15 protein-coding genes and 5 pseudogenes are annotated in these 18,996 nt (G+C 67.7%); 14 read left to right on the top strand and 6 right to left on the bottom strand.

The annotated features are described in order from the left end of the window. Nucleotides 1-32 precede the first annotated feature (32 nt). Nucleotides 33-839, bottom strand: a complete 807-nt coding sequence (locus ND748_RS02215) for an SDR family NAD(P)-dependent oxidoreductase (RefSeq protein WP_251743714.1) — start codon at nucleotides 837-839, stop codon at nucleotides 33-35. Between the two features lie 282 nt (nucleotides 840-1,121). Between ND748_RS02215 and ND748_RS02210 the strand changes: the two genes are divergently transcribed. Beyond that, on the top strand, nucleotides 1,122-1,559 hold the full coding sequence (locus tag ND748_RS02210; protein ID WP_251743713.1) for a hypothetical protein: 438 nt from the start codon (nucleotides 1,122-1,124) through the stop codon (nucleotides 1,557-1,559). Nucleotides 1,560-2,193: 634 nt separating this feature from the next. Further along, nucleotides 2,194-2,928 (top strand): hypothetical protein, encoded by a 735-nt coding sequence (locus ND748_RS02205; protein WP_251743712.1) that lies wholly within the window; start codon nucleotides 2,194-2,196, stop codon nucleotides 2,926-2,928. Nucleotides 2,929-2,992: 64 nt separating this feature from the next. Here the strand turns inward: ND748_RS02205 and ND748_RS02200 are convergent. After that, nucleotides 2,993-3,257: pseudogene (locus ND748_RS02200) on the bottom strand (IS1380 family transposase); the annotation flags it as partial. A gap of 260 nt (nucleotides 3,258-3,517) precedes the next feature. Between ND748_RS02200 and ND748_RS02195 the strand changes: the two are divergent. Beyond that, nucleotides 3,518-5,485, top strand: coding sequence for a potassium transporter Kup (locus ND748_RS02195; RefSeq protein ID WP_251743711.1), 1,968 nt, complete (start codon nucleotides 3,518-3,520; stop codon nucleotides 5,483-5,485). 10 nt (nucleotides 5,486-5,495) lie between these two features. Here ND748_RS02195 and ND748_RS02190 read toward each other — a convergent pair. Continuing rightward, nucleotides 5,496-5,732, bottom strand: a pseudogene (locus ND748_RS02190) (winged helix-turn-helix domain-containing protein); the annotation flags it as partial. A gap of 113 nt (nucleotides 5,733-5,845) precedes the next feature. Then, nucleotides 5,846-6,557: pseudogene (locus ND748_RS02185) on the bottom strand (IS6 family transposase). 298 nt (nucleotides 6,558-6,855) lie between these two features. Between ND748_RS02185 and ND748_RS02180 the strand changes: the two are divergent. Beyond that, nucleotides 6,856-7,923: an integrase core domain-containing protein gene (locus ND748_RS02180; RefSeq protein WP_251743710.1), complete on the top strand. Its 1,068-nt coding sequence runs from the start codon at nucleotides 6,856-6,858 to the stop codon at nucleotides 7,921-7,923. A gap of 37 nt (nucleotides 7,924-7,960) precedes the next feature. Here ND748_RS02180 and ND748_RS02175 read toward each other — a convergent pair whose 3' ends face one another. Further along, entirely contained in the window at nucleotides 7,961-8,440 is a 480-nt protein-coding gene (locus ND748_RS02175; protein ID WP_251743738.1) for a transposase, read from the bottom strand. 468 nt (nucleotides 8,441-8,908) lie between these two features. Between ND748_RS02175 and ND748_RS02170 the strand changes: the two genes are divergently transcribed. The 5 genes and pseudogenes from ND748_RS02170 (at nucleotide 8,909) to ND748_RS02150 (ending at nucleotide 12,229) form a co-directional block, all read left to right on the top strand. Further along, entirely contained in the window at nucleotides 8,909-9,484 is a 576-nt protein-coding gene (locus ND748_RS02170; RefSeq protein ID WP_251743709.1) for a sigma-70 family RNA polymerase sigma factor, read from the top strand. Next, nucleotides 9,484-10,575 (top strand): CU044_5270 family protein, encoded by a 1,092-nt coding sequence (locus tag ND748_RS02165; protein WP_251743708.1) that lies wholly within the window; start codon nucleotides 9,484-9,486, stop codon nucleotides 10,573-10,575. Before ND748_RS02170 ends, ND748_RS02165 begins: the two co-directional genes overlap by 1 nt. Before the next feature lie 561 nt (nucleotides 10,576-11,136). Continuing rightward, nucleotides 11,137-11,397: pseudogene (locus tag ND748_RS02160) on the top strand (IS21 family transposase); the annotation flags it as partial. A gap of 182 nt (nucleotides 11,398-11,579) precedes the next feature. Further along, on the top strand, nucleotides 11,580-11,987 hold the full coding sequence (locus tag ND748_RS02155; RefSeq protein WP_251743707.1) for a transposase: 408 nt from the start codon (nucleotides 11,580-11,582) through the stop codon (nucleotides 11,985-11,987). After that, entirely contained in the window at nucleotides 11,945-12,229 is a 285-nt protein-coding gene (locus tag ND748_RS02150) for a hypothetical protein (RefSeq protein ID WP_251743740.1), read from the top strand. The genes ND748_RS02155 and ND748_RS02150 overlap by 43 nt, the downstream gene beginning before the upstream one ends. Here the strand turns inward: ND748_RS02150 and ND748_RS02145 are convergent. Further along, a pseudogene (locus ND748_RS02145) lies at nucleotides 12,181-12,626 on the bottom strand (transposase); the annotation flags it as partial. The gene ND748_RS02150 and the pseudogene ND748_RS02145 overlap by 49 nt on opposite strands. A gap of 308 nt (nucleotides 12,627-12,934) precedes the next feature. Here ND748_RS02145 and ND748_RS02140 point away from each other — a divergent pair. The 5 genes from ND748_RS02140 to ND748_RS02120 all read left to right on the top strand — a co-directional run bounded on the left by ND748_RS02140 (nucleotide 12,935) and on the right by ND748_RS02120 (nucleotide 18,920). After that, complete coding sequence (locus ND748_RS02140; protein ID WP_251743706.1) at nucleotides 12,935-14,065, top strand: substrate-binding domain-containing protein; 1,131 nt, start codon at nucleotides 12,935-12,937, stop codon at nucleotides 14,063-14,065. After that, nucleotides 14,065-15,609: a sugar ABC transporter ATP-binding protein gene (locus ND748_RS02135; protein ID WP_251743705.1), complete on the top strand. Its 1,545-nt coding sequence runs from the start codon at nucleotides 14,065-14,067 to the stop codon at nucleotides 15,607-15,609. The genes ND748_RS02140 and ND748_RS02135 overlap by 1 nt, the downstream gene beginning before the upstream one ends. Next, the gene (locus tag ND748_RS02130; RefSeq protein ID WP_251743704.1) at nucleotides 15,606-16,751 is read left to right on the top strand and encodes an ABC transporter permease; all 1,146 of its coding nucleotides are present in this window, start codon (nucleotides 15,606-15,608) and stop codon (nucleotides 16,749-16,751) included. The genes ND748_RS02135 and ND748_RS02130 overlap by 4 nt, the downstream gene beginning before the upstream one ends. A gap of 85 nt (nucleotides 16,752-16,836) precedes the next feature. Continuing rightward, nucleotides 16,837-17,673: a mycofactocin-coupled SDR family oxidoreductase gene (locus ND748_RS02125; protein ID WP_251743703.1), complete on the top strand. Its 837-nt coding sequence runs from the start codon at nucleotides 16,837-16,839 to the stop codon at nucleotides 17,671-17,673. A 119-nt stretch (nucleotides 17,674-17,792) separates the two neighbouring features. Next, nucleotides 17,793-18,920 carry an amidohydrolase family protein gene (locus tag ND748_RS02120; protein WP_251743702.1) on the top strand — a complete coding sequence of 376 codons (1,128 nt, stop codon included), beginning with the start codon at nucleotides 17,793-17,795 and terminating at the stop codon, nucleotides 18,918-18,920. Nucleotides 18,921-18,996: the final 76 nt, after the last annotated feature.

The raw sequence follows: 18,996 nt of genomic DNA, 5'->3' as shown, positions 1-18,996 counted from the left end.
GCTCCTCAGAATGATGCCGTGATCGGGCAGAACTATGCCTGCTGCGCCTGCGCCAGTTCGACGAGTTCGACCTGGATGGGATTGTGGGCTACGAGACCCCCGTCGATATTGATCGTCTGGGCCGTGATGTAGCGAGCGTCGTCGGAGGCCAGAAACGCCACCAGATTTGCGATGTCCTGCGGCTCACCCACATACGGCGTGAGGCTGTGCCGGATATAGAGATCGATGATCTCCCTCGGCAGACCGAGGCCGGAAGGACTGAGCACCAGACCTGGAGCGACCGCGTTACAGCGGATTCCCTGCTTGCCCCATTGAGCCGCCACAGCCCGGGTGATCTGGCTCAGCGCCGCTTTCGCCGCCCCGTAGGCAGTCATCGTCAGCTCACCGACCTGGGACGAGATCGAGGAGGTGTTGATGATGCTGCCACCACCCGACCGCAGCATCAGGGGCACCGCATGCTTACATCCCAGCAAAGGCCCCCGGGCGTTTGTGGCGAGAGTCCCCTCCCAAACCTTCAGGTCGAGTTCAGTGATCCCCGGATCCACCCCGGCAAGATCCATAGCTGCGGCGTTGTTGTGCAGAACATCCAGCCGTCCGTAGACCTCGACGGCACGCGCGAGCACCCGCGCGACCTGTTCTTCCACGCGAACGTCCGTCTCGACGGCAAGGGCGGTTCCGCCGCCGGCGGCTATCTTCTCGGCCTGTTCGGTCGCGCCGTCCACGTTGATATCGGCCAGGACGACCTTGGCGCCCTGCGCCGCGAGGGTAGCCGCGCTGGCCGCCCCGATTCCTGACGCCGCACCGGTGACCACTGCGACTCGACCACTGAGATCAATCATGTAAGGCCCTCACGTCCGACAGGAGAATGATGGAAACGCCGCCACCGCCGGACTCGCTGGCACCGGCCGGGCGCCACGTTCGCCGGCACTGTCGGAGACTCCCATCGGCACAGCTATGGCGGTTGTATCGATCTGAGACACCGGTCACATCACTGACTGGATTGATCGATGACCCGGGTCGAGATCGGGCCGCCGACGCTGCCCATCGGAGAATCACTGCCTGTGAGCAAGGTTGCGCGAGGTAGCTTACCGTAATGATCGACTACGCCGGGTAGCCAAGAAATGGAGTACCCGGTTGCGGACTCCGGCGATGCATTCGAGGATCTCCTTGATCTTTATGACGCCGTGGAGGCGAAGGAGACTAAGTGCGAGATTGTGGAGGATGGCGAGGGTTCGTGGGCCGGCTCCGAGATGAGCTCGACAGGCGTCCTCGCGCCAGGCGGTGTCGCGGACGTATTGCACGCGATTTTCTATTCCCCAGCGCAGGCGGACATGGGTGTGGACGGCAGCTGGGGTGGCGCGGTCCCCACGCAGACTGTTGATGATGAAGGCGTATTCCTTGGCGAGGCGGCGACCTTCGAGGTCGAACTCTTCGCGGCGGATGACGGCAATCGTCCGAGCAAACGGGAAGCAAATGTTCTCGGCGGTGGTGGTCCAGATAGCCCATCGCTTGATGCGCCCGCGAGAGCGTTCCTCTTCTTCGTGCCCAGGCGTTCCTAGCAATTCCACTTAACGTGACCATTGGCCCTATGGTGGGTAAGCTGGCCATCGAGCGGCCTCAACAGGCCTGCGACAGAGCGAGCGCCTCGAGTGTCCAGCCGACCTGGCTACATCGAGCTACGGCCCCAACAGGCGGACCGACACGGCGATGCATCACACGATCATGCCCGACAGGCCGACAGGCCGAGCCGATGCAACAGCGCCGACCGACCACGCCCGCAGGCGCCTGGACTCGTGAGGATGGGGCGGCGATGCCGCGGCGAGCCGCCATCACCAAACCGACACTACATATACATGCGCTCACATACGCGCAGGTAGAGGCACAGGTGGGGTAGTGGTCCGTGTCGGCCGGGGTGGTTGAACCCCCACGGCCATATGCGCAGTTCAGAGACCATGTTGATCTTGCTAGGTTGTGTCCGAGGGGGGACTCGACCCATTAGTACATGATCGGTCTCCGTGAAGTCTTCGACCTCACCCTCCTGACGGCGGGAAACGGGGCGCGCCGATGACCAATACCCACACGCCGACCGTTCAAGCCGACGAGACCCGGCCAGACACGATCAATGTGCCAGGGGCTCCCGCGGCATCTGCGTCTCCACTTCCTCTCGGCGGCCAGCGAATCGCGCTCCATGCGGTGACCATCCTGATCACCGCCGTCGTCGCTCTGAGTTTCCTGTTCGGGCTGGGGAACGTCTGGGCGCTGGGCATCCGACTCGGCGTCCCCGCCTACATCGCCCCACTGGTCGCCCCCGCAGTCGATCTCTCCGTCGTTGCCCTGCTCGTCGCCACACGTCAGCTCGCCCTCGCCGGCGCCAGCCGAGAGCAGATCCGACCCGCGCAACGCCTCCTGATCTTCTGCAGCCTCGTCACCCTCGCCCTCAACACCGCAGAACCGATCATCGAAGGACACTACGGCCGCGCCTCCTTCGACGCCGTCGGCTGCTGCCTACTCATCGGCTGGTCCCACATCGGACCCGGCCTCCTCCACGCCCTGCAGATCACCACGAACAGCGACAAGCAGGATCCGACGTCGGCAATCTGGAGCCGAACTATGCCCGCAGCAGGTCATGCCAGGCAGCCAGATCCGCTGGCGGTGGCCTATCCGGTGCCGCGTCCACGGGAAGCGACCCGGGCTGGCCGTCGCGAACAACAGGGGCGTGCATCCGATCAGGATCTTCTCGATCGGGCCCGCGTCGAGGACGCCCTCCACTGGCAGACCTACCGCCGACCAATATCCACTGAAACCCTCCGCAGACGCCTCCATATCGGTGCCCGCAGAGCCCGCGGTCTCGTCGCACAGCTACGAACCGATCCCAACCATCGACGTGCATTCTGCGATAGAAGTCGATCATGCTGGCGGCAACTTTGAGTCCCTGCCGACCACCGCCTAGCAACAGCGGAAGGGATCTGGCCGCGACCATCGACTGCTTCACGAAGCCTCGATGAAGGGCGGCTCCCGGAGTGAGCTGCGAGGCATCCTTCTCCGAGCGCGCAGCGACCAGGGTGGCGTCGAGGTCTACAACCAGTGGGTCGTCCGCCGACACCCGATGGTCGGAGCGCGGCAGCCCGCCGCCGCCCACACCCGGCCCGTGCCCGGTCGACCGCCGCCAGCGCCCCGTCCGCGTCGGCGGCCAGCCGGTCGACCACCCACGACACTGTCGGGTCCGAGGCCACCAGCCCGAACACCTCCGGCTCCGCGCAGGAGGGCCCTGCCGAACCCCTCGGCGTCAGTCACAGTCAGACGCACGGCCATCGCGTTTCCTCCTCGCCGAGTTCTTCGCTGTTCCCGAAAAGGATCACGCGGTGGTCGCTTTACGTCACGAACCGCCACTCCGGTGAGTTTCTAGAAGATCACACTCCGTACACCATGTCTGTGGACTCCACTCGGGGGTCGTCGAGGTCACGGGGGTACCGTCCGGTGGGGGTGCTGGCGGTCGCAGGTGCTCGGGAGGGGTGTCGTGACGGATCGGCAGCGGCGGACGGCACCGCCCGCCGGATCGGCGGTAACGTCGGCGGCCCACGGTCCGCAGTCGCGTGAGGTGGTGCGGCTCGCGCTGGTCGTCGGTGCGCTCGGTGTCGTGTTCGGCGACATCGGAACCAGCCCGATCTACACCCTGCAGACCGTGTTCAACCCGAGCGACCCACATCCCGTCCCCGTCGGTACGGACAACGTGTTCGGCGTGGTGTCCCTGGTGTTCTGGTCGGTGATGATCATCGTGACGGTCACCTACGTGCTGCTGGCGATGCGCGCCGACAACGACGGCGAGGGCGGCATCATGGCGCTGATCACCCTGCTGCGCCGGATGGGAACGCAACGAGGCCCGCAGACCACCGCGGTACTGGCCGCCCTGGGCCTTTTCGGCGCGGCGCTGTTCTTCGGCGACAGCATGATCACTCCGGCCATTTCGGTGCTGTCCGCCGTGGAGGGCGTCAAGGTGCTGCGTCCGTCGCTGAAGGAGGTGGTTGTGCCGACCACCGCGGTGATCATTGTGGTGCTGTTCCTCGTGCAGCGGTGGGGCACCGCCGCGGTCGGCCGGATATTCGGACCCGTGATGATCGTATGGTTTGTCGCCATCGGCGCGTTCGGGGTGTCCGGCATCGTCCGGCACCCGGCCATCCTCCGGGCACTGTCGCCAACCTGCGCGGGCGGTTTCCTGGTCCACCATTTCGGTACCGCGTTCTTCGCTCTCGCGGCGGTCGTGCTGGCGGTCACCGGCGCCGAGGCGTTGTACGCCGACATGGGGCACTTCGGTCGCCCAGCGATCAGCCGGGCCTGGCTGTTCCTGGTTTTTCCCGCGTGTGCGCTCAGCTACCTTGGCCAGGGGGCGCTGATCCTGGGAAACCCGAACACCGTCAGCAGCCCGTTCTTCCTCCTGGCACCGGGATGGGCGCGGCTGCCCCTCGTCCTGCTGGCCACCGCCGCAACCGTGATCGCTTCCCAAGCGGTGATCACCGGGGCATACTCGGTCGCCTCCCAGGCCGCGGAACTCGGCTACCTGCCTCGACTGCGGGTCACTCACACCTCGGAGTCCACGATCGGGCAGATCTACGTCCCGTGGATCAACTGGCTACTGATGATCTCGGTACTCACCCTGGTCTTCGCCTTCCGCAGCTCCGCGGCCCTCGCGTTCGCGTTCGGCATGGCGGTGACGGGGACTATCACCATCACCACCCTGATGTTCTTCTACCTCGCCCGGTGGAAGTGGCACACGCCGGGATGGCTGCTCGGACTGGGGGCGAGCGTGCTGCTGTTGGTCGATCTCCTGTTCGTCGCGGCCAACCTGACCAAACTCGTCCACGGCGCGTGGCTGCCGCTGCTCATCGCCCTGACAGCGTTCACGGTCATGACGACCTGGCAGCGCGGCCGACAGATCGTCACCGCGCGGCGGCAACGGCGCGAGGGATCGCTGCGCGAGTTCGTCGACCACCTGCGCACCAACACGTTCCGCGCGGTTCGGGTGCGGGGCACGGCGGTGTTCCTCAACCGGGGCAAGCAGACCGCGCCACTGGCGCTGCGGGCCAACGTCGAGCACAACCACGTGCGCCACGACCATGTACTGATCCTGTCCGTCGAGACCCTGCCGGTGCCTCGCGCCCCCGCGAACCAGCGGATCGCCGTGGACGACCTCGGCTACGCCGACGATGGCATCAGCCACGTCACCGCCCGGTTCGGCTACCTGGAGAAACCGGACGTGCTGGGCGCTCTGCGGATGCTCGACCCGGACACCACCGAGGGCCGGCTGGACCTGGACCACGCGTCCTTCTATCTGTCCAAGATTGAGCTCAGGACCGGGGACGCGCCGACCATGGCCCGCTGGCGCAAACGGCTGTTCATCGCCACGTCCCACATCACCGCAGACGCCGCCCAACACTTCGGCCTCCCGGGCGACCGCACCGTCATCATGGGCTCACACATCGAGATATAGCCGATGACGGTCACGGCTGGTAGCGGTAGCCCATGCCGGGTTCGGTGGTCAGGTAACGGGGCCGGGCAGGATCGGGTCCGAGCTTGCGGCGCAACTTGTTGATATAAAGTCGAAGGGAGGAGCTGTCCTCGGCTATTCCGGGTCCCCAAACCTGCCTCACAAGCTGTCGGTGACTGACGAGCCTGCCGGGACGGCAGGCAAGGGCTTCCAACAATCGCCATTCCGTCGGAGTGAGACGCAGACCGGCCGGCCCGTCTCCGGCCACCGCCGGCCCCTCCGGGGAGACATCCCCGATACCGTCTCGCAGGGGTCTGTTGCATTGTGGGAAGGTAGGCATGGTTGACCCCGTCGAGCTGGTGATCAGATCGCGAGGGTGAGCTCGGTGAACGCGGCTGTGAGCTGTGCGTGCGGGTCGGTGTCGATTCCGAGTTCGTAGTGGCCGCGGCGGATGTTCTGCACGAACACGTGCCCTGCGCTGATCGTCTGGGCAGAACGCCGGCGTTTCAGCCCGCGCATGGGCCGGAGTCTGGCTTTCAGGCGGCTGTGGTCGGCTTCGATTCGGTTGTTCTCTCGCGCGGCGTCGACATGGCAGGCCTCGGGCAGGAGCTCGTCGAGGAGCCGGGGGTAGACGGGGGCCTTGTCGGTGGTGACCTCGACCGGCCGCCGGCCATGGGACAGCGCCCGGATGAAGAACCGGCGGGCGGCGGCCTGATCACGGCGGGTGCTGGCCAGGACAACGATGACCTGTCCGTACTGGTCAACAGCACGGTAGAGATAGGTCCAGCGGCCGGCGACCTTCACATAGGTTTCGTCGACGAACCACCGGTCACCAGGACGGTGCCGACATGGCCGGGCCGCGTCAACGAGAAACGGCGTGAAGCGCCGCACCCACCGGTAGATCGTGACGTGATCGACCTCGAGGCCGCGTTCGGCGAGCAGCTCCTCGACGTCCCGGTAGGACAGCGCGAACCGCAAGTACCACCGGCACCGTCAGCACGATCACCTCCGGCGGGAACCGGAACCCGGAGAACTCCGACGTTGGGACCGGGGCACGGACACGACGTCGACGCATCCTCTGATCATGACCGGTCGGCAGCCACGCGAAGGCGGACATCGCCCATACAACAGCGCCGGCTGCCCGGAGGGGGCCACAAAGATCAGGAACTGCACGCCCGTGCTCTCTCGGGATCGGCGTCACGACCAGGGTCCCATGCGATCGGCGAGGCACTCGTGACCGCGGCCCGGACCATGGCCGCGTCGAGACGTGCGCTGATTGGTCTCCTGGAACTCACTTGTTGGGTGCCAAAAGTCGGCCTGGGCCCATGGGCTGGGCTGATGCGACGGTGCGACTGTCGGCATGATGGTCAGCTATGTCCGTACGCCTGCTGTACCTGATCTTCGTTCGGGTCTGTGGCTGGCTGGTTCTCCTCAGCCGCTCGTCGGCGTCGAAGGACATCGAGCTGCTCGTGCTGCGGCATGAGGTCGCAGTGCTGCACCGTACCCAGCCCAAGCTGCGGTTGGACTGGACGGACCGGACGATTCTCGCCGCGCTGATCCGACTCCTGCCCAGGACGCTGCGAGCCCACCTGCTCGTCACCCCCGGCACCGTCCTACGGTGGCACCGCCGTCTGATCACAAAGAAATGGACCCACCCGCACCGGACCGGACGGCCACCGGTCAGCAAGGAGATCGCGACCCTCATCAAACGACTCGCGACCGAGAACACGACATGGGGCTACCGGCGGATCCAGGGTGAGCTACTCAAGCTCGGCCACCGGGTGAGCACATCCACGATCCGCCGGGTCCTGACGTCTCTGGGGCTGCCCCCTGCGCCCAGGCGGCAGACCGACACGACGTGGCGGCAGTTCCTACGTACGCAGGCGTCGACGATGCTGGCGGTGGACTTTTTCCACGTGGATTGCGCGGTGACGCTGCGGCGTCTGTACTGCTTCTTTGTCATAGAGGTCGACTCCCGCTCCGTCCACATCCTCGGAGTCACCGCCCACCCGGACGGATCGTGGACCACCCAACAGATCCGGAACCTCCTCATGGACCTCGGTGACCGAGCAGCCGACTTCCAGTTCCTGGTCCGCGACCGCGCCGGACAATTCACCGCATCGTTCGACGCGGTCCTCGCCGACGCCGGCATCACCACCGTCAAGATCCCGCCCCGAACCCCCCGGGCGAACGCCTACGCCGAACGGTTCGTCCGCGCAGTCCGGACCGAGGTCACCGACCGAATGCTGTTCTTCGGCGAACGACACCTGCGCACCGTCCTGGCCGAGTACGCAGCCCACTACAACGGACGACGACCCCACCGCAGCCGCGACCTTCAACCACCACGGCCCGACCACCCCGTCGCAGACCTGACCCAGGAACGGATCAAACGCCAGCCCGTCCTCGGCGGCCTGATCAACGAATACGAACGAGCCGCCTAAAACCCCAGGTCAACGCCGGTGGCCGACTTCTGGCACCCTACAAGCAGTAGGGCACGCAGCCGGTTGGTCTGCGCGGTGTTGGTGACGGTGAGGTCGTGGCGGGCACCCAGCAGGATCCGAGGGCCTCGCGGTCGCCGTCGGCGCGGGGGACGGGGAGTTTGCCGGTGTCGAGGCGGAGTGCGGCCAGGACGGCGAGGTGCGCGTCGACGGGGTCGGATTTCCCTTTGCCGCGCCGGACGGTGCGGTGGGGCTGCTCGCACTCGATGACGAACAGGCCGGCGGCGGTCAGGGCGCGGGTCAGACCGCCGCCGTAGCTGCGGATTCCCTCGATGGAGACGACGACACGTGGTCCGGGGGCGTGGTCGGTGATCCAGGCGAGGAGGCGGGCGAAACCGGTGCTGTCGTTGCTGATGGTGCAGGTCGCGACCGGGGAGCTGGTCGGCAGGGCGAGTTCTGCCTGGTGGGTGTCGCGGTGGGTGTCGATACCGACGACGGCGTCGCAGTGTTCTGCCAGCATGGGCACCGGCCTGGTCCTTTCTCACGGCGGACGGGTCAACGTCGGTACCGGCCTGGGTGGAGTCACCGAGCGGCACATCTGTGACGGGTCACGCCTCGCGGGCGGACAGGCTTCTGATCAGGCCAACTGGTGGGCCAGGCCGGTACCGGCAACCCCGACGGACAGGTCAAAGGCAAGGCACGCCGCAGCGGCCGGATCCGTAGCGAGTCACGCCGGGGTCACCGGCACCGAGCCTGAAGGCACTCCACCCGGGAGCACCGCAACGACACACTCACAGATCCGTAGGGCCGGCGGCGGAACAGAGCCGCGCGAGACGTCAGCACGGGCAGTGTGGCGTTGCCCGCGAGGAACTACGGAAGAGAAGAGTCCCAGTGGCCTGCCGGCCGGGCGAAAAATCTTGGTGGGGATGTAACCGCGCGGGGGTGCGGGACATATACAGGACGACGCCCCTGCGGAAGGACTGTCCCTGTGCCTGTCAGTTCGCACATGCCCTCGTTCGAGGCGCTGTTCCGGGAGCACCACGGGGCGGTCCTGCGGTTCGCGCAGCGACGCCTGGGTGACGACGAGGCCGCCTGGGATGTGGTCTCGGAGACCTTCCTCGCGGCCTGGCGGCACTGGGGGCGCAGCCCCACCGTCTCGGCGGAGGTCCGGCCGTGGCTGTATGGGATCGCTGGCAACGTCGTGCGTAACCAGCGTCGCGCGGGAGTTCGTCGGACACGGCTTGAAGCCCGGTTCCTCGGGTTCGCGCTGGGAAGCCCGGCGACCCTGACCGACGAGGACGTCGCGGACGAGGCGATACGCAAAGACCTCGCCTGGCAGGCGTTGAAACGGCTTTCTCAGAACGACCGGGAGATTCTGCAGCTCGCCGGGTGGGAGGGGCTGGACCTTTCTGGCCTGGCCGTGGCCCTGGCCGTGTCCACCACCACGGCAAAGGTCCGCCTGCATCGTGCCCGGAGCCGTCTCGAGACGGCCCTGGCCGACGCTGCCTCGACACCGGTCATCCCCGAACCCACGCCCCCACTCACTGCCAGGGAAAGGTCATGATGTCCGACCGCATCGATCGTGGCGGCACCGAGGACGATCCTGCTGTTGTGCGGGCGCTTCTCAGCGCCGCCAACCCGGTGGCAGACCATCCGCTCAGCGCCGTCGAGCAGCGGGAAGGGGAGCGCAGGCTTGCCCTGCTGATGGCCGACCCGCCCGCGCGACCCCGCCGACGCGGGGTGTCGTTCAGCCGGGGCTCTGCCCCGAGCCGGAGGGGGATTCTGGCCGCGGCGGCCACCGTCCTGCTGATCGCGGGTGTGCTGGTGGGATGGACGGCCGTGCGAACACCCAACACGGCCGCAGCCGCCCCCCTGCTGCCCACGCCGCTCCTCACCGCCACAACTGGTGATCATAAGCGTGCCGTGGTGGCGTTGACGGATGCCGCCCGCGGGCAGCGGGACGGCGTGCAACCCGGGACGGGCCCGGTCCGCTATGCCCGCATTCAGACCTACGGGCTCGACGTCACGGTCGCCCGCCGCAAGGCGACGACCACCGCCCGCACGACGATCACGGACCTGTGGCGTGACCACGATGGGATGACGCGGACCGACCGGTACATCCAGCAGATCGACCGTGCCGGCGGGGACGTCGGCGGTCCGACTCCCTTCGACGACGACCGGTTCGGGGGCAGGTCCGACCGGCCACCGGTGCCCCGGGACTTCGATCCGGCCCTGACTCCCACCGACCCCGCGCAGCTGGTGGCGAGGCTGAAGACCCGTGCCGCGACAGTCGATTACCCCAGCGACACCTCGATCTCGTCCAACGTCCTGAGCGACCTGCGTTCTGGCCTGACGAGCCCGGCCCAGAACGCCGCGCTGTACGAGGCCCTCGCCATGGTCCCTGGCGTCTTCGACGTGGGGCCGGTTCGCGACCACGCCGGCCGGCCCGGTCATGCGGTCGGCCTGGTGGTCTCTGACCAGCCCAGCCTCGCCACCGAGTATGTGATCTTCTCCGACACTGGTGTACCGCTGACCATCGAACAGGTCATCACGCAACCGCCCGTTGGACTGCGCCTTCCCGCCGCCCCGACCGTCATGAGTTACACCGAGATCATCACGACCCGGCGCGTTCCCACCGTCGGTGCCGTCACATGACGGCCGTTGACGCGCATCGACTGGCAACGATGACAGCACGGAGGGCAGCGACAGCAGAACCGATCGCGACTGTCAGGGTAACCGCTCGGTTCATGAGCTCTCCCGCCCTCCGTGCCATCAGCCTGCTACAGGTAGCAGTTACGCGCGGTCACGCTGTTCTAGCAGCCCGGCGCCGGAGCGTACGACGGGTTCTGCAGGAAGATCTGATCCGTCGCCCGAGGAGGAATAAAATCGATCTCGTAGTAATTCGGAGCTATGTATGCACAGGCTCCACCGGCATAACGGATGTACGCCTTGCAGCTGTTGGGGTTACTCCAAGCTGCGACGTGAAATGGGATGTTGACCCACTGGCTCAGGTTCTGCCAGTATCCCCAATCATGAAAATTCAGATCGTCAGCTCGCCCGCGGTAAGACCCGCACCGAAGCCGTCCGTCTCCTGCGCAGGCGGCTGTCCGAAGTCGTGTTCACCGCTCTGCGCGCCGACGCGCGCGGCCACGCCGCACCGCCCTCACCGGCCCCCGCAGATGGCCGTCAGCTCGCGGCTTGACATAGGAGCATCGTCACGTCCACGCGTTTCGGGTCCTGGGTGGAGTTCCCGCGGGAAGGATCCACTACGACAACCTGAAGGCCGCGGTCTCGCAGGTGCTGGGTTTCTCCCGGGCGCGGGTCGAGACCGAACGGTGGACCGCGTTCCGGTCTCACTACGGCATCGAGCCGTTCTACTGCCAGCCCGGGCTGGGCGGGGCGCACGAGAAGGGCGGCGTGGAAGGCGACATCGGCCGGTTCCGCCGCAACCATCTCGTCCCGGTCCCCGAAGTCGCACGGGGCCGTGCCGGGCCGTGCCGGGATGTGCCGGGATGTGCCGGGATGTGCCGCGTTCTCCCAGGTCATGGGGTTTTTGGTGCCGTAGCGGACTCTGCTGCTTAATTCGGCTGGGTGTCGTGGGTGCGGCATGATCTCCTCTGCGGTCCTGGTCGCCTCGTGGGCTGCGGGAGGTGGGGCACATGTCGTTGCAGCCGAAGGGGCTGCCCGAGATCCCGGCGCAGACCGTGGCGGTCGCGCGGGCGGCGTTTCCCCGGGGGACGTTGGCGATGCGGCTGCGGGACCGGCTGGCCGAGGTGTTCGTCGATGAGCCGTTCACCCCGGCGTTCGGCCGGCGGGGGGCGCCGGGTCTGCCGCCGGCGGTGTTGTCGCTGGTCACGGTGTTGCAGTTCACCGATAACCTGACCGACCGCCAGGCCGCGGCGATGGCGGTCCGCGCGATCGACTGGAAGTACGCCCTCGGCGCGGAGCTGACCGACACCGGGTTCGACGCCACTGTGCTGTCGCGGTTCCGGGCCCGCCTGGCCGACCATGCCTGGAACGGGTGGTGTTCGACCGGTTCGTGGAGGTCTGCCGTGAGCGGGGCCTGATCGGCGCCGGTGGCCGGGCGCGCACCGATTCCACCCATGTGATCAGCGCGGTGCGGGACCTGAACCGGACCGAGCTTGCTGGGGAGAGTGTGCGGGCGGCGTTGGAGGCCCTCGCGGTCGCGGCCCCGGACTGGCTGGCCACCACCGTGGACGTCGAGGAGTTGGCGCACCGCTACGGCGAGCGTGTCAACGGCTGTTTCAGGCCGCGCATCGGCCGCAGTCGGGCTTTCAACCAGCCATGATCGGCTTCGATCCGGGTGTTCTCTCGGGCCGCGTCGAGGTGGCAGACCTCGGGGAGGAGCTCGTCGAGGAGCCTCGGGTAGACCGGGGCCTTGTCGGTGGTGACCTCGACCGGCCGGCGGCCTTCACCTACGTTTCATCGACGAACCACCGATCGCCGGGACGGTGCCGGCAGGGCCGGGCCGCGTCGGCGAACAGGGGTGTGAAGCGCTGCACCCACCGGTAGATCGTGACGTAGTCGACCTCGAGGCCCCGTTCGGCAAGGAGTTCCTCGACGTCCCGGTACGACAGCACGAACCGCAGGTACCAGCGGACCGCGAGGACGATCACCTCGGGTGGGAACCGGAACCCGGTGAACTCCGACGTCGGAACCGGGACATGGACACGACGTCGACGCATCCACCGGTCACGACCGATCGGCAGCTCGGTGAGGGCGGACATCGCCGATGCAACAGTGCCGGCAGGGTCATCTGCCGCGCCTGTCACCCGCGCTCCGGTGTCGGGTCCGGTCCGTCCGAGCGGCCGTCCCACCTTCCCCTGCCTCCCGGCGCCGGCGACCCGTCCCGGCCGCTCCTCCCCGGCCGCATCGCCCTCAGCCGTTGACAGTCAAACAACCGGTTGGTAGAAACTGCCTCACCGCGTGTTGCGCGAATCACAATTGATCTCAGGGGGTCAATGTGCGAAAAACCGCACTCCTTGCGGCGTCCGTGGCGGTCTTATCGGCAGCCGTCGCCGGCTGCGCCTCGTCCGGCTCCGGGGCAACGGCCGGGTCTGGCGGCGGCGCGGCCGCATCCACCATGGCCTGCTCGGCGGGTTCGTCCTCGGACGCGGTCAGGACCTACACAGCGCCGCCGACGGCGCCGAACCCCGCGGTCCGGGGAAAGAAGATCGCGATCATCGCAGTGGGGATGTCGTCATCGACGGTCGCCGTCGGCGCCCGGGGCGTCGAGGAGGCCGCGAAGGCCATCGGATGGACGGCCACCCTGTACGACGGCAAGCTCAATCCGGCCAACTTCCCGGTGATGGTGAAGCAGGCCGTCGCCTCGAAGGCCGACGGCATCATCGGGGTCGGGCTTGATGCGCCCCTGGTAACGCAGGCCGTCAAGGACGCGACCGCGGCTGGCGTCCCCATCGTCTCGGTCCAGGGCTGGGATCTCAACGACGACCCGTCGACCCAGACCGAGAAGCCGATCTTCACGACCCGTATCAGCTTCGGTGACCGCTACAAGGACTTCGCCGCGGCGGTGCGTGCCTACGGCGCGGCGTCCGCGCAGTGGGCCATCGCGAAGGCCGACTGCCGAGGCAAGATCATCGACTTCTCGAACAACGAGTACACCACGCTGAAGCTGCTTGAACAGGGCTTCTCGCAGAAGATCAAGACAGGCTGCCCGGCGTGCAAGCGGGTCGAGGTCCCCTGGCTCGCCGCGGACTTCGGGCCGGCCCTGACCTCGAAGGTCAAGGCCGCCTTCCTGCAGAACCCGGACGCGGTGGCCGCCAATGGCGCGACCAACCCGACCCTCGGCATCACGCAGGGTGTGACCCAGTCCGGGCTCACCGGCAAGATGCAGATGATCGGCGGATTCGGCGTCGCCGCCGACTACGACGCGCTGCGGTCGCACCAGGGCCTGGCAGCAGTGAACTCCTGGCCGCTGCAATGGTGGTCGTTCGCGGCCGTCGACACGCTGAACAGCTACTTCAACAAGACGCCCGCGCGGGACGAGGGTCTCGGATTCGAGATCGTGGACGGAGCGCAGGACCTTCCCACGGCGGGCAAGGACTTCGCGCCGGGCTTCGACGTCCCGGCGGCGTACGAGAAGTCCTGGGGAGTCACGCGCTGATGTCAGCGATGCCTGCTGGCGACGCCCGGACCGCGATCGTCGTCCGGGGGCTGTCGAAAAGCTTCGGCAGCACCCAGGCGCTGGACGGGGTGCGGCTCGAGCTCGCGTGGGGAGAGATCCATGCCCTGGTGGGCGGCAACGGCTCGGGCAAGTCGACCCTGATCAAGATTCTCGCCGGAGTGCTCGAGGCCGACGCCGGCGAGCTGACGACGGACGGGTCGACGTGGAACCTCACCCGGCACACGCCCGCGGAGTCCGCCCGGGCCGGCTTCCGGTTCGTCCACCAGGACCTGGGCATCGTGCCCGTGCTCAGCGTCGGCGACAATCTCGGGCTCGGCGGTCACTTCGTCCGGGGGCCGCTGGGCACCATCCGCTCGCGGCGCTCGCGGCGACGGGCGGCCGAGGTGCTGCGCCGGTTCGATCTGGACGTCGACCCGCGGGTGACTGCGGCGTCGCTGTCCACGCCGCAGCGCGCCCTGCTCGCCATCGCCCGCGCCCTGCAGGACGTCGACGAGTCCGGCCGGGCCATCCTCGTCCTCGACGAGCCCACGGCCGCGCTGCCGGCCGAGGAGGCGAGCGAGCTCCTGCGCACCCTGCGCCGGCTCGCCGAGGCCGGGCACAGCGTCGTGCTCGTCACCCACCGCCTGGACGAGGTGCGGCGGGCGGCCGATCGGGTCACCTGCATCCGGGACGGCCGACACGTCGGCACCCTCGACGCGGCCGACCTGTCCGAGGCACGGCTGGTCGAGCTGATCCTGGGCGGCAAGCTCGAGCGCTCGGTCACGGCCGCCCGGCCGGCCGATGCGTCGGCGGCGCCCGTGCTCGAGCTGCGCCATGTCGCGGGCGGCCCGCTGCGCGATGTCAGCCTGACGCTTCGTCCGGGCGAGATCGTCGGCATCGCCGGCCTGCTCGGCAGCGGCCGGACCGAGCTGATGGAGATGATCTACGGCGCGCGCCGGATCGAGCGCGGTGACCTGGTCGTGCGCGGCACTGCCGTCCGATCGCCGTCGACCTCGGCCATGACCCGCCGGGGCATCGCGTTCATTCCCGAGGACCGCATCGCGGCGGGCATCTTTCCGCAGGAAAGTGTCGCGACGAACATGACCGCCGGCCAGTCGGAACGCTATTTCTCCAGATTGTGGCTGCGCACCGGCCTGCTGCTGCGGGACGTGGCGCGGGATGTCGCCACCTATGCGGTCCGGACGAGCAGCGTCCACCTGCCCATCGATGCCCTGTCCGGCGGCAATCAGCAGAAGGTCGTGCTCGGCCGGTGGTTGCGCACCTCGCCCACGGTGCTCCTGCTCGACGAACCCACGCAGGGCATCGATGTCGGATCCCGAGAGACCGTCCTGGGCCTCGTGTCCGAGGCGAGTCGTGCCGGCACCGCCGTGATCCTGGTGAGCTCCGAGTTCGAGGAGCTCACCAGGATCAGCCACCGGGTCCTCGTGCTGTGCGACGGCCGCATCGTCGACGAACATCCGCACGGGATGACCAGCCACGACCTGTTGGAATCCGTGCTCGAGAAGCAGAGGGCGACCCGATGAAGGCGCAGTTACGGATTACCGAGTTCTTCGAGCGGTACGGCCTCGTGGCCCTGCTCGTCGCGGTCATCGTCTTCTTCAGCGTGAATTCCGCGACCCCCCAGTTCGATACCGTCGCCAACGCCAGGAACATCCTCACCGACCAGTCAATCCTCGGGATCCTGGCCATCGCGACCGTGATTCCACTGGTCGCCGGTCAGATCGATCTCTCGGTCGGGCCGAATGCCGGCCTGACCTCCGTCCTGTGCGCGGGCCTGATGTCGAAGTCCGGCTGGCCGCTGTTCCCCGCGATCCTCGCCGCCATCGTCATCGGCCTCGTCATCGGCACGATCAACGCGATCCTCGTCGCCTCGGTGGGCATCAACTCGATCATCGCCACGCTGGGGATGTCCAGCGTGATCGGGGCGGCCGTCCTCGCGTACTCCGGCGGAGTCTCGATCACCACGGGCGTGAGCCCCGGGCTCCTCAGGCTCGGCCCGGGAAAATGGCTCAGCGTGCCCACACTCTTCTACTTCCTCCTCGGCATCGCCCTCGTCGCGTGGTATTTGCTGCAGAAGACGCCGACGGGCAAAAACCTCTACGCGATCGGATCGAATCCCCGGGCGGCGTTGTTGGTGGGCATCGGCGTCTCTCGGCAGACGTTCGGCGCTCTCGTGCTCGCCGGCGGCATCGCGGGCGGCGCCGGCGTTCTGCTCGTCGCGGCCGTCGGCGCCGGCAGCCCGCAGCTCGGCTCGAACTACACGCTGCCGGCCATCGCCGCGGCGTTTCTTGGCGCGACGTCGATCCAGCCCGGTCGGTACAACGTATGGGGCACGATCACTGCGGTGTTCTTCCTCGCTATCAGCGTCAACGGGCTGACCCTGTGGGGGGCCGCCCCGTGGGTCAGCGAGCTCTTCGACGGTGCGGCGTTGATCGTGGGCGTCGGGCTCGGTGTCTACGCCGGAGCCCTTCGGCGCAGGAGGCCTGGCCGCAGGGGGACGGCGTCGCCGGACGAGATGGCCGCCGCGGCCACGACGGCGCTCCATGACGCACCACCCGTCCTCGACGCACCACCCGTCCTCGACGGAGCCGACCACACCGACGGGTCGGACCGCCGTCCCACGAACGTGACGCAGAACGCGGGCGCGAACCGGGCCGGACCCTGACCTCGCCGACCGTGCAGCCACCGGCCGGGTGCCGGGGATCGTCAGCGAACGGAACAGACGAGTGGGAACGGAGAACCGCAGTCACATGACGGGACGGGTAGCAGGCAAGGTCGCCTTCATCACCGGCGCCGCACGAGGGCAGGGACGCAGCCACGCCGTCCGGCTGGCCGAGGAGGGCGCGGACATCATCGCCATGGACATCTGCCGGTCGATTCAGGGTGTGCCCTACGACGGGCCGTCCCCGGAGGACCTCGCCGAGACGGTGAAGCAGGTCGAGCGGTTGGACCGACGCATTGTCGCGGTCGAGGCCGACGTGCGCGACCAGGAGGCGGTGTCGGCCGCCCTCACTCGGGGGCTCGACCGGTTCGGCCGGCTCGACATCGTCGCGGCGAACGCCGGGATCAGCTCGGCACCGCATCCCGCGCAGGACATCCCCGACGACGTGTGGACCACGATGCTCGACATCAATCTCAGCGGCGTGTGGCGTACGTGCAGGGCGGCCATCCCGCACCTGATCGCGGCGGGCCACGGCGGGGCGATCGTCCTGACGAGCTCGGCGGCGGGGCTGCAGCCGTATGCGAACGTCGCGCACTACGTCTCGGCAAAGCACGGCGTGGTGGGCCTGATGCGCGCGCTCGCGCTCGAGCTGGCGCGGCACAACATCCGGGTGAACAGCCTGCATCCCACCCAGGTGGACACTCCGATGATCATGAATGACTCGACCTACCGGCTGTTCCGGCCCGACCTGCCGCACCCGGCCCGCGCGGACTTCGCGCCGGCCTCGCAGGCCATGCACGCCCTGCCCATTCCGTGGGTCGAGGCCCGGGACGTCAGTAGCGCACTGCTGTTCCTGGCGTCGGACGAGGCGCGCTACATCACCGGCGTCGCGCTGCCGGTCGACGCCGGAGCCCTGATCACCTGACCTCGGATTCTCCGAGATCGGACGCATACCTGGACCCTTGACCCTCAACAGGCATGCGGATATTTTGATCCAAACGGTTGGTTGGTAGATTGCGGCCGGTTTTTCGAAGGGAAGCCAGAATGCAGGACGAGTTTTTCGTCATCGACGGCGTCGCGCACACGTTCGACATGAGCGAGGCCAACATGGCCTCGCCCGAGTACGCCGACGCGCTGCGCCGACTGCAGGCCAGTTTCTTCGCGGGACAGCCCGCCGGCTACGACCTCGATGCCGAGGCGACGCTGCGCGACTGGACGGTCGAGGAGACCGCGGACATCCTCTTCCGGGAGTCCTACACCGACGTGGCGGTGTTCCACCCCGTCCCGATCTTCTTCTTCAAGGACGGCTACTCCAGCGTCGACAAGGCCGTAGCGGCGACGCGGCGTTGGCCCAACCGGTTCATCGGCTCCTACATCGCCATCGACCCGCTGCGTCCCGACCCGCTCGGCGAGATGGAGCGCCAGGTCGAGCTGCTGGACAACCCCGTCGGACTGAAGCTGTACCCGGTCAGCTATCACGAGGGCGACGTCACCCCATGGCGCATGGACGACCCCGCGATCGGATTCCCGCTCTACGAGAAGGCCCGCGAGCTCGGTCTGACCTGCGTCGCGACACACAAGTCGCTACCGATGGGCCCGTCGCCGTCCGGCGGTGACGCGTTCAGCCCGATCGACGTCGAGGGTGCGGCCGCCGCATTCCCGGACCTCAACTTCTCCATCGTCCACGGCGGACTGTCGTTCGTCGAGGAAACCGCCTGGCTGCTCGCGCGGTTCCCGAACATCTGGGTCAACCTCGAGACGATGAACCTCGTCCTGACCATGCGTCCGAGCGTGTTCGGCGAGTTGCTCGCCGGGCTGCTCGGGGTCGCGGGTGAGGACGCGCTCAATCGTATCTACTGGGCCAGCGGCGCGATGAACTCGCATCCGCGACCCGGCCTGGAGGCGTTCGTCGACTTCCAGTTCACCGAGGAGCAGATGGCGCGACACGGGATCTTTTTCCCGGTCCCGCAGCTCACCCGCGAGCACAAGAAGGCGATCCTCAGCGGCAACATCGCGCGGCTACACGGCTGGGACGTCGACGCGCTGGCCGCCGGCATCAAGGGCGACGAGTTCGATCTCGCCCAGGGCGCGCCGCTACCGATCCCGTACTCCACGACGCCGCTGAAGGATGCCGTAACCACCCCGCTGCCCGAAGGGACTCGCGTTGCCTGAGTGCCCGTTCTGAATCTTGGTTATGTGGGCCGCGTGTGGCCCGTTCCTGATCTTCTCGGTGTGGCGGGCCGGGTCG

It is taken from the genome of Frankia sp. AiPs1, from assembly GCF_023716945.1.
Classification (GTDB): domain Bacteria; phylum Actinomycetota; class Actinomycetes; order Frankiales; family Frankiaceae; genus Frankia.
The sequence above is the reverse complement of the archived record's forward strand: the minus strand, read 5'-3'. Positions and strand labels throughout refer to the sequence as shown.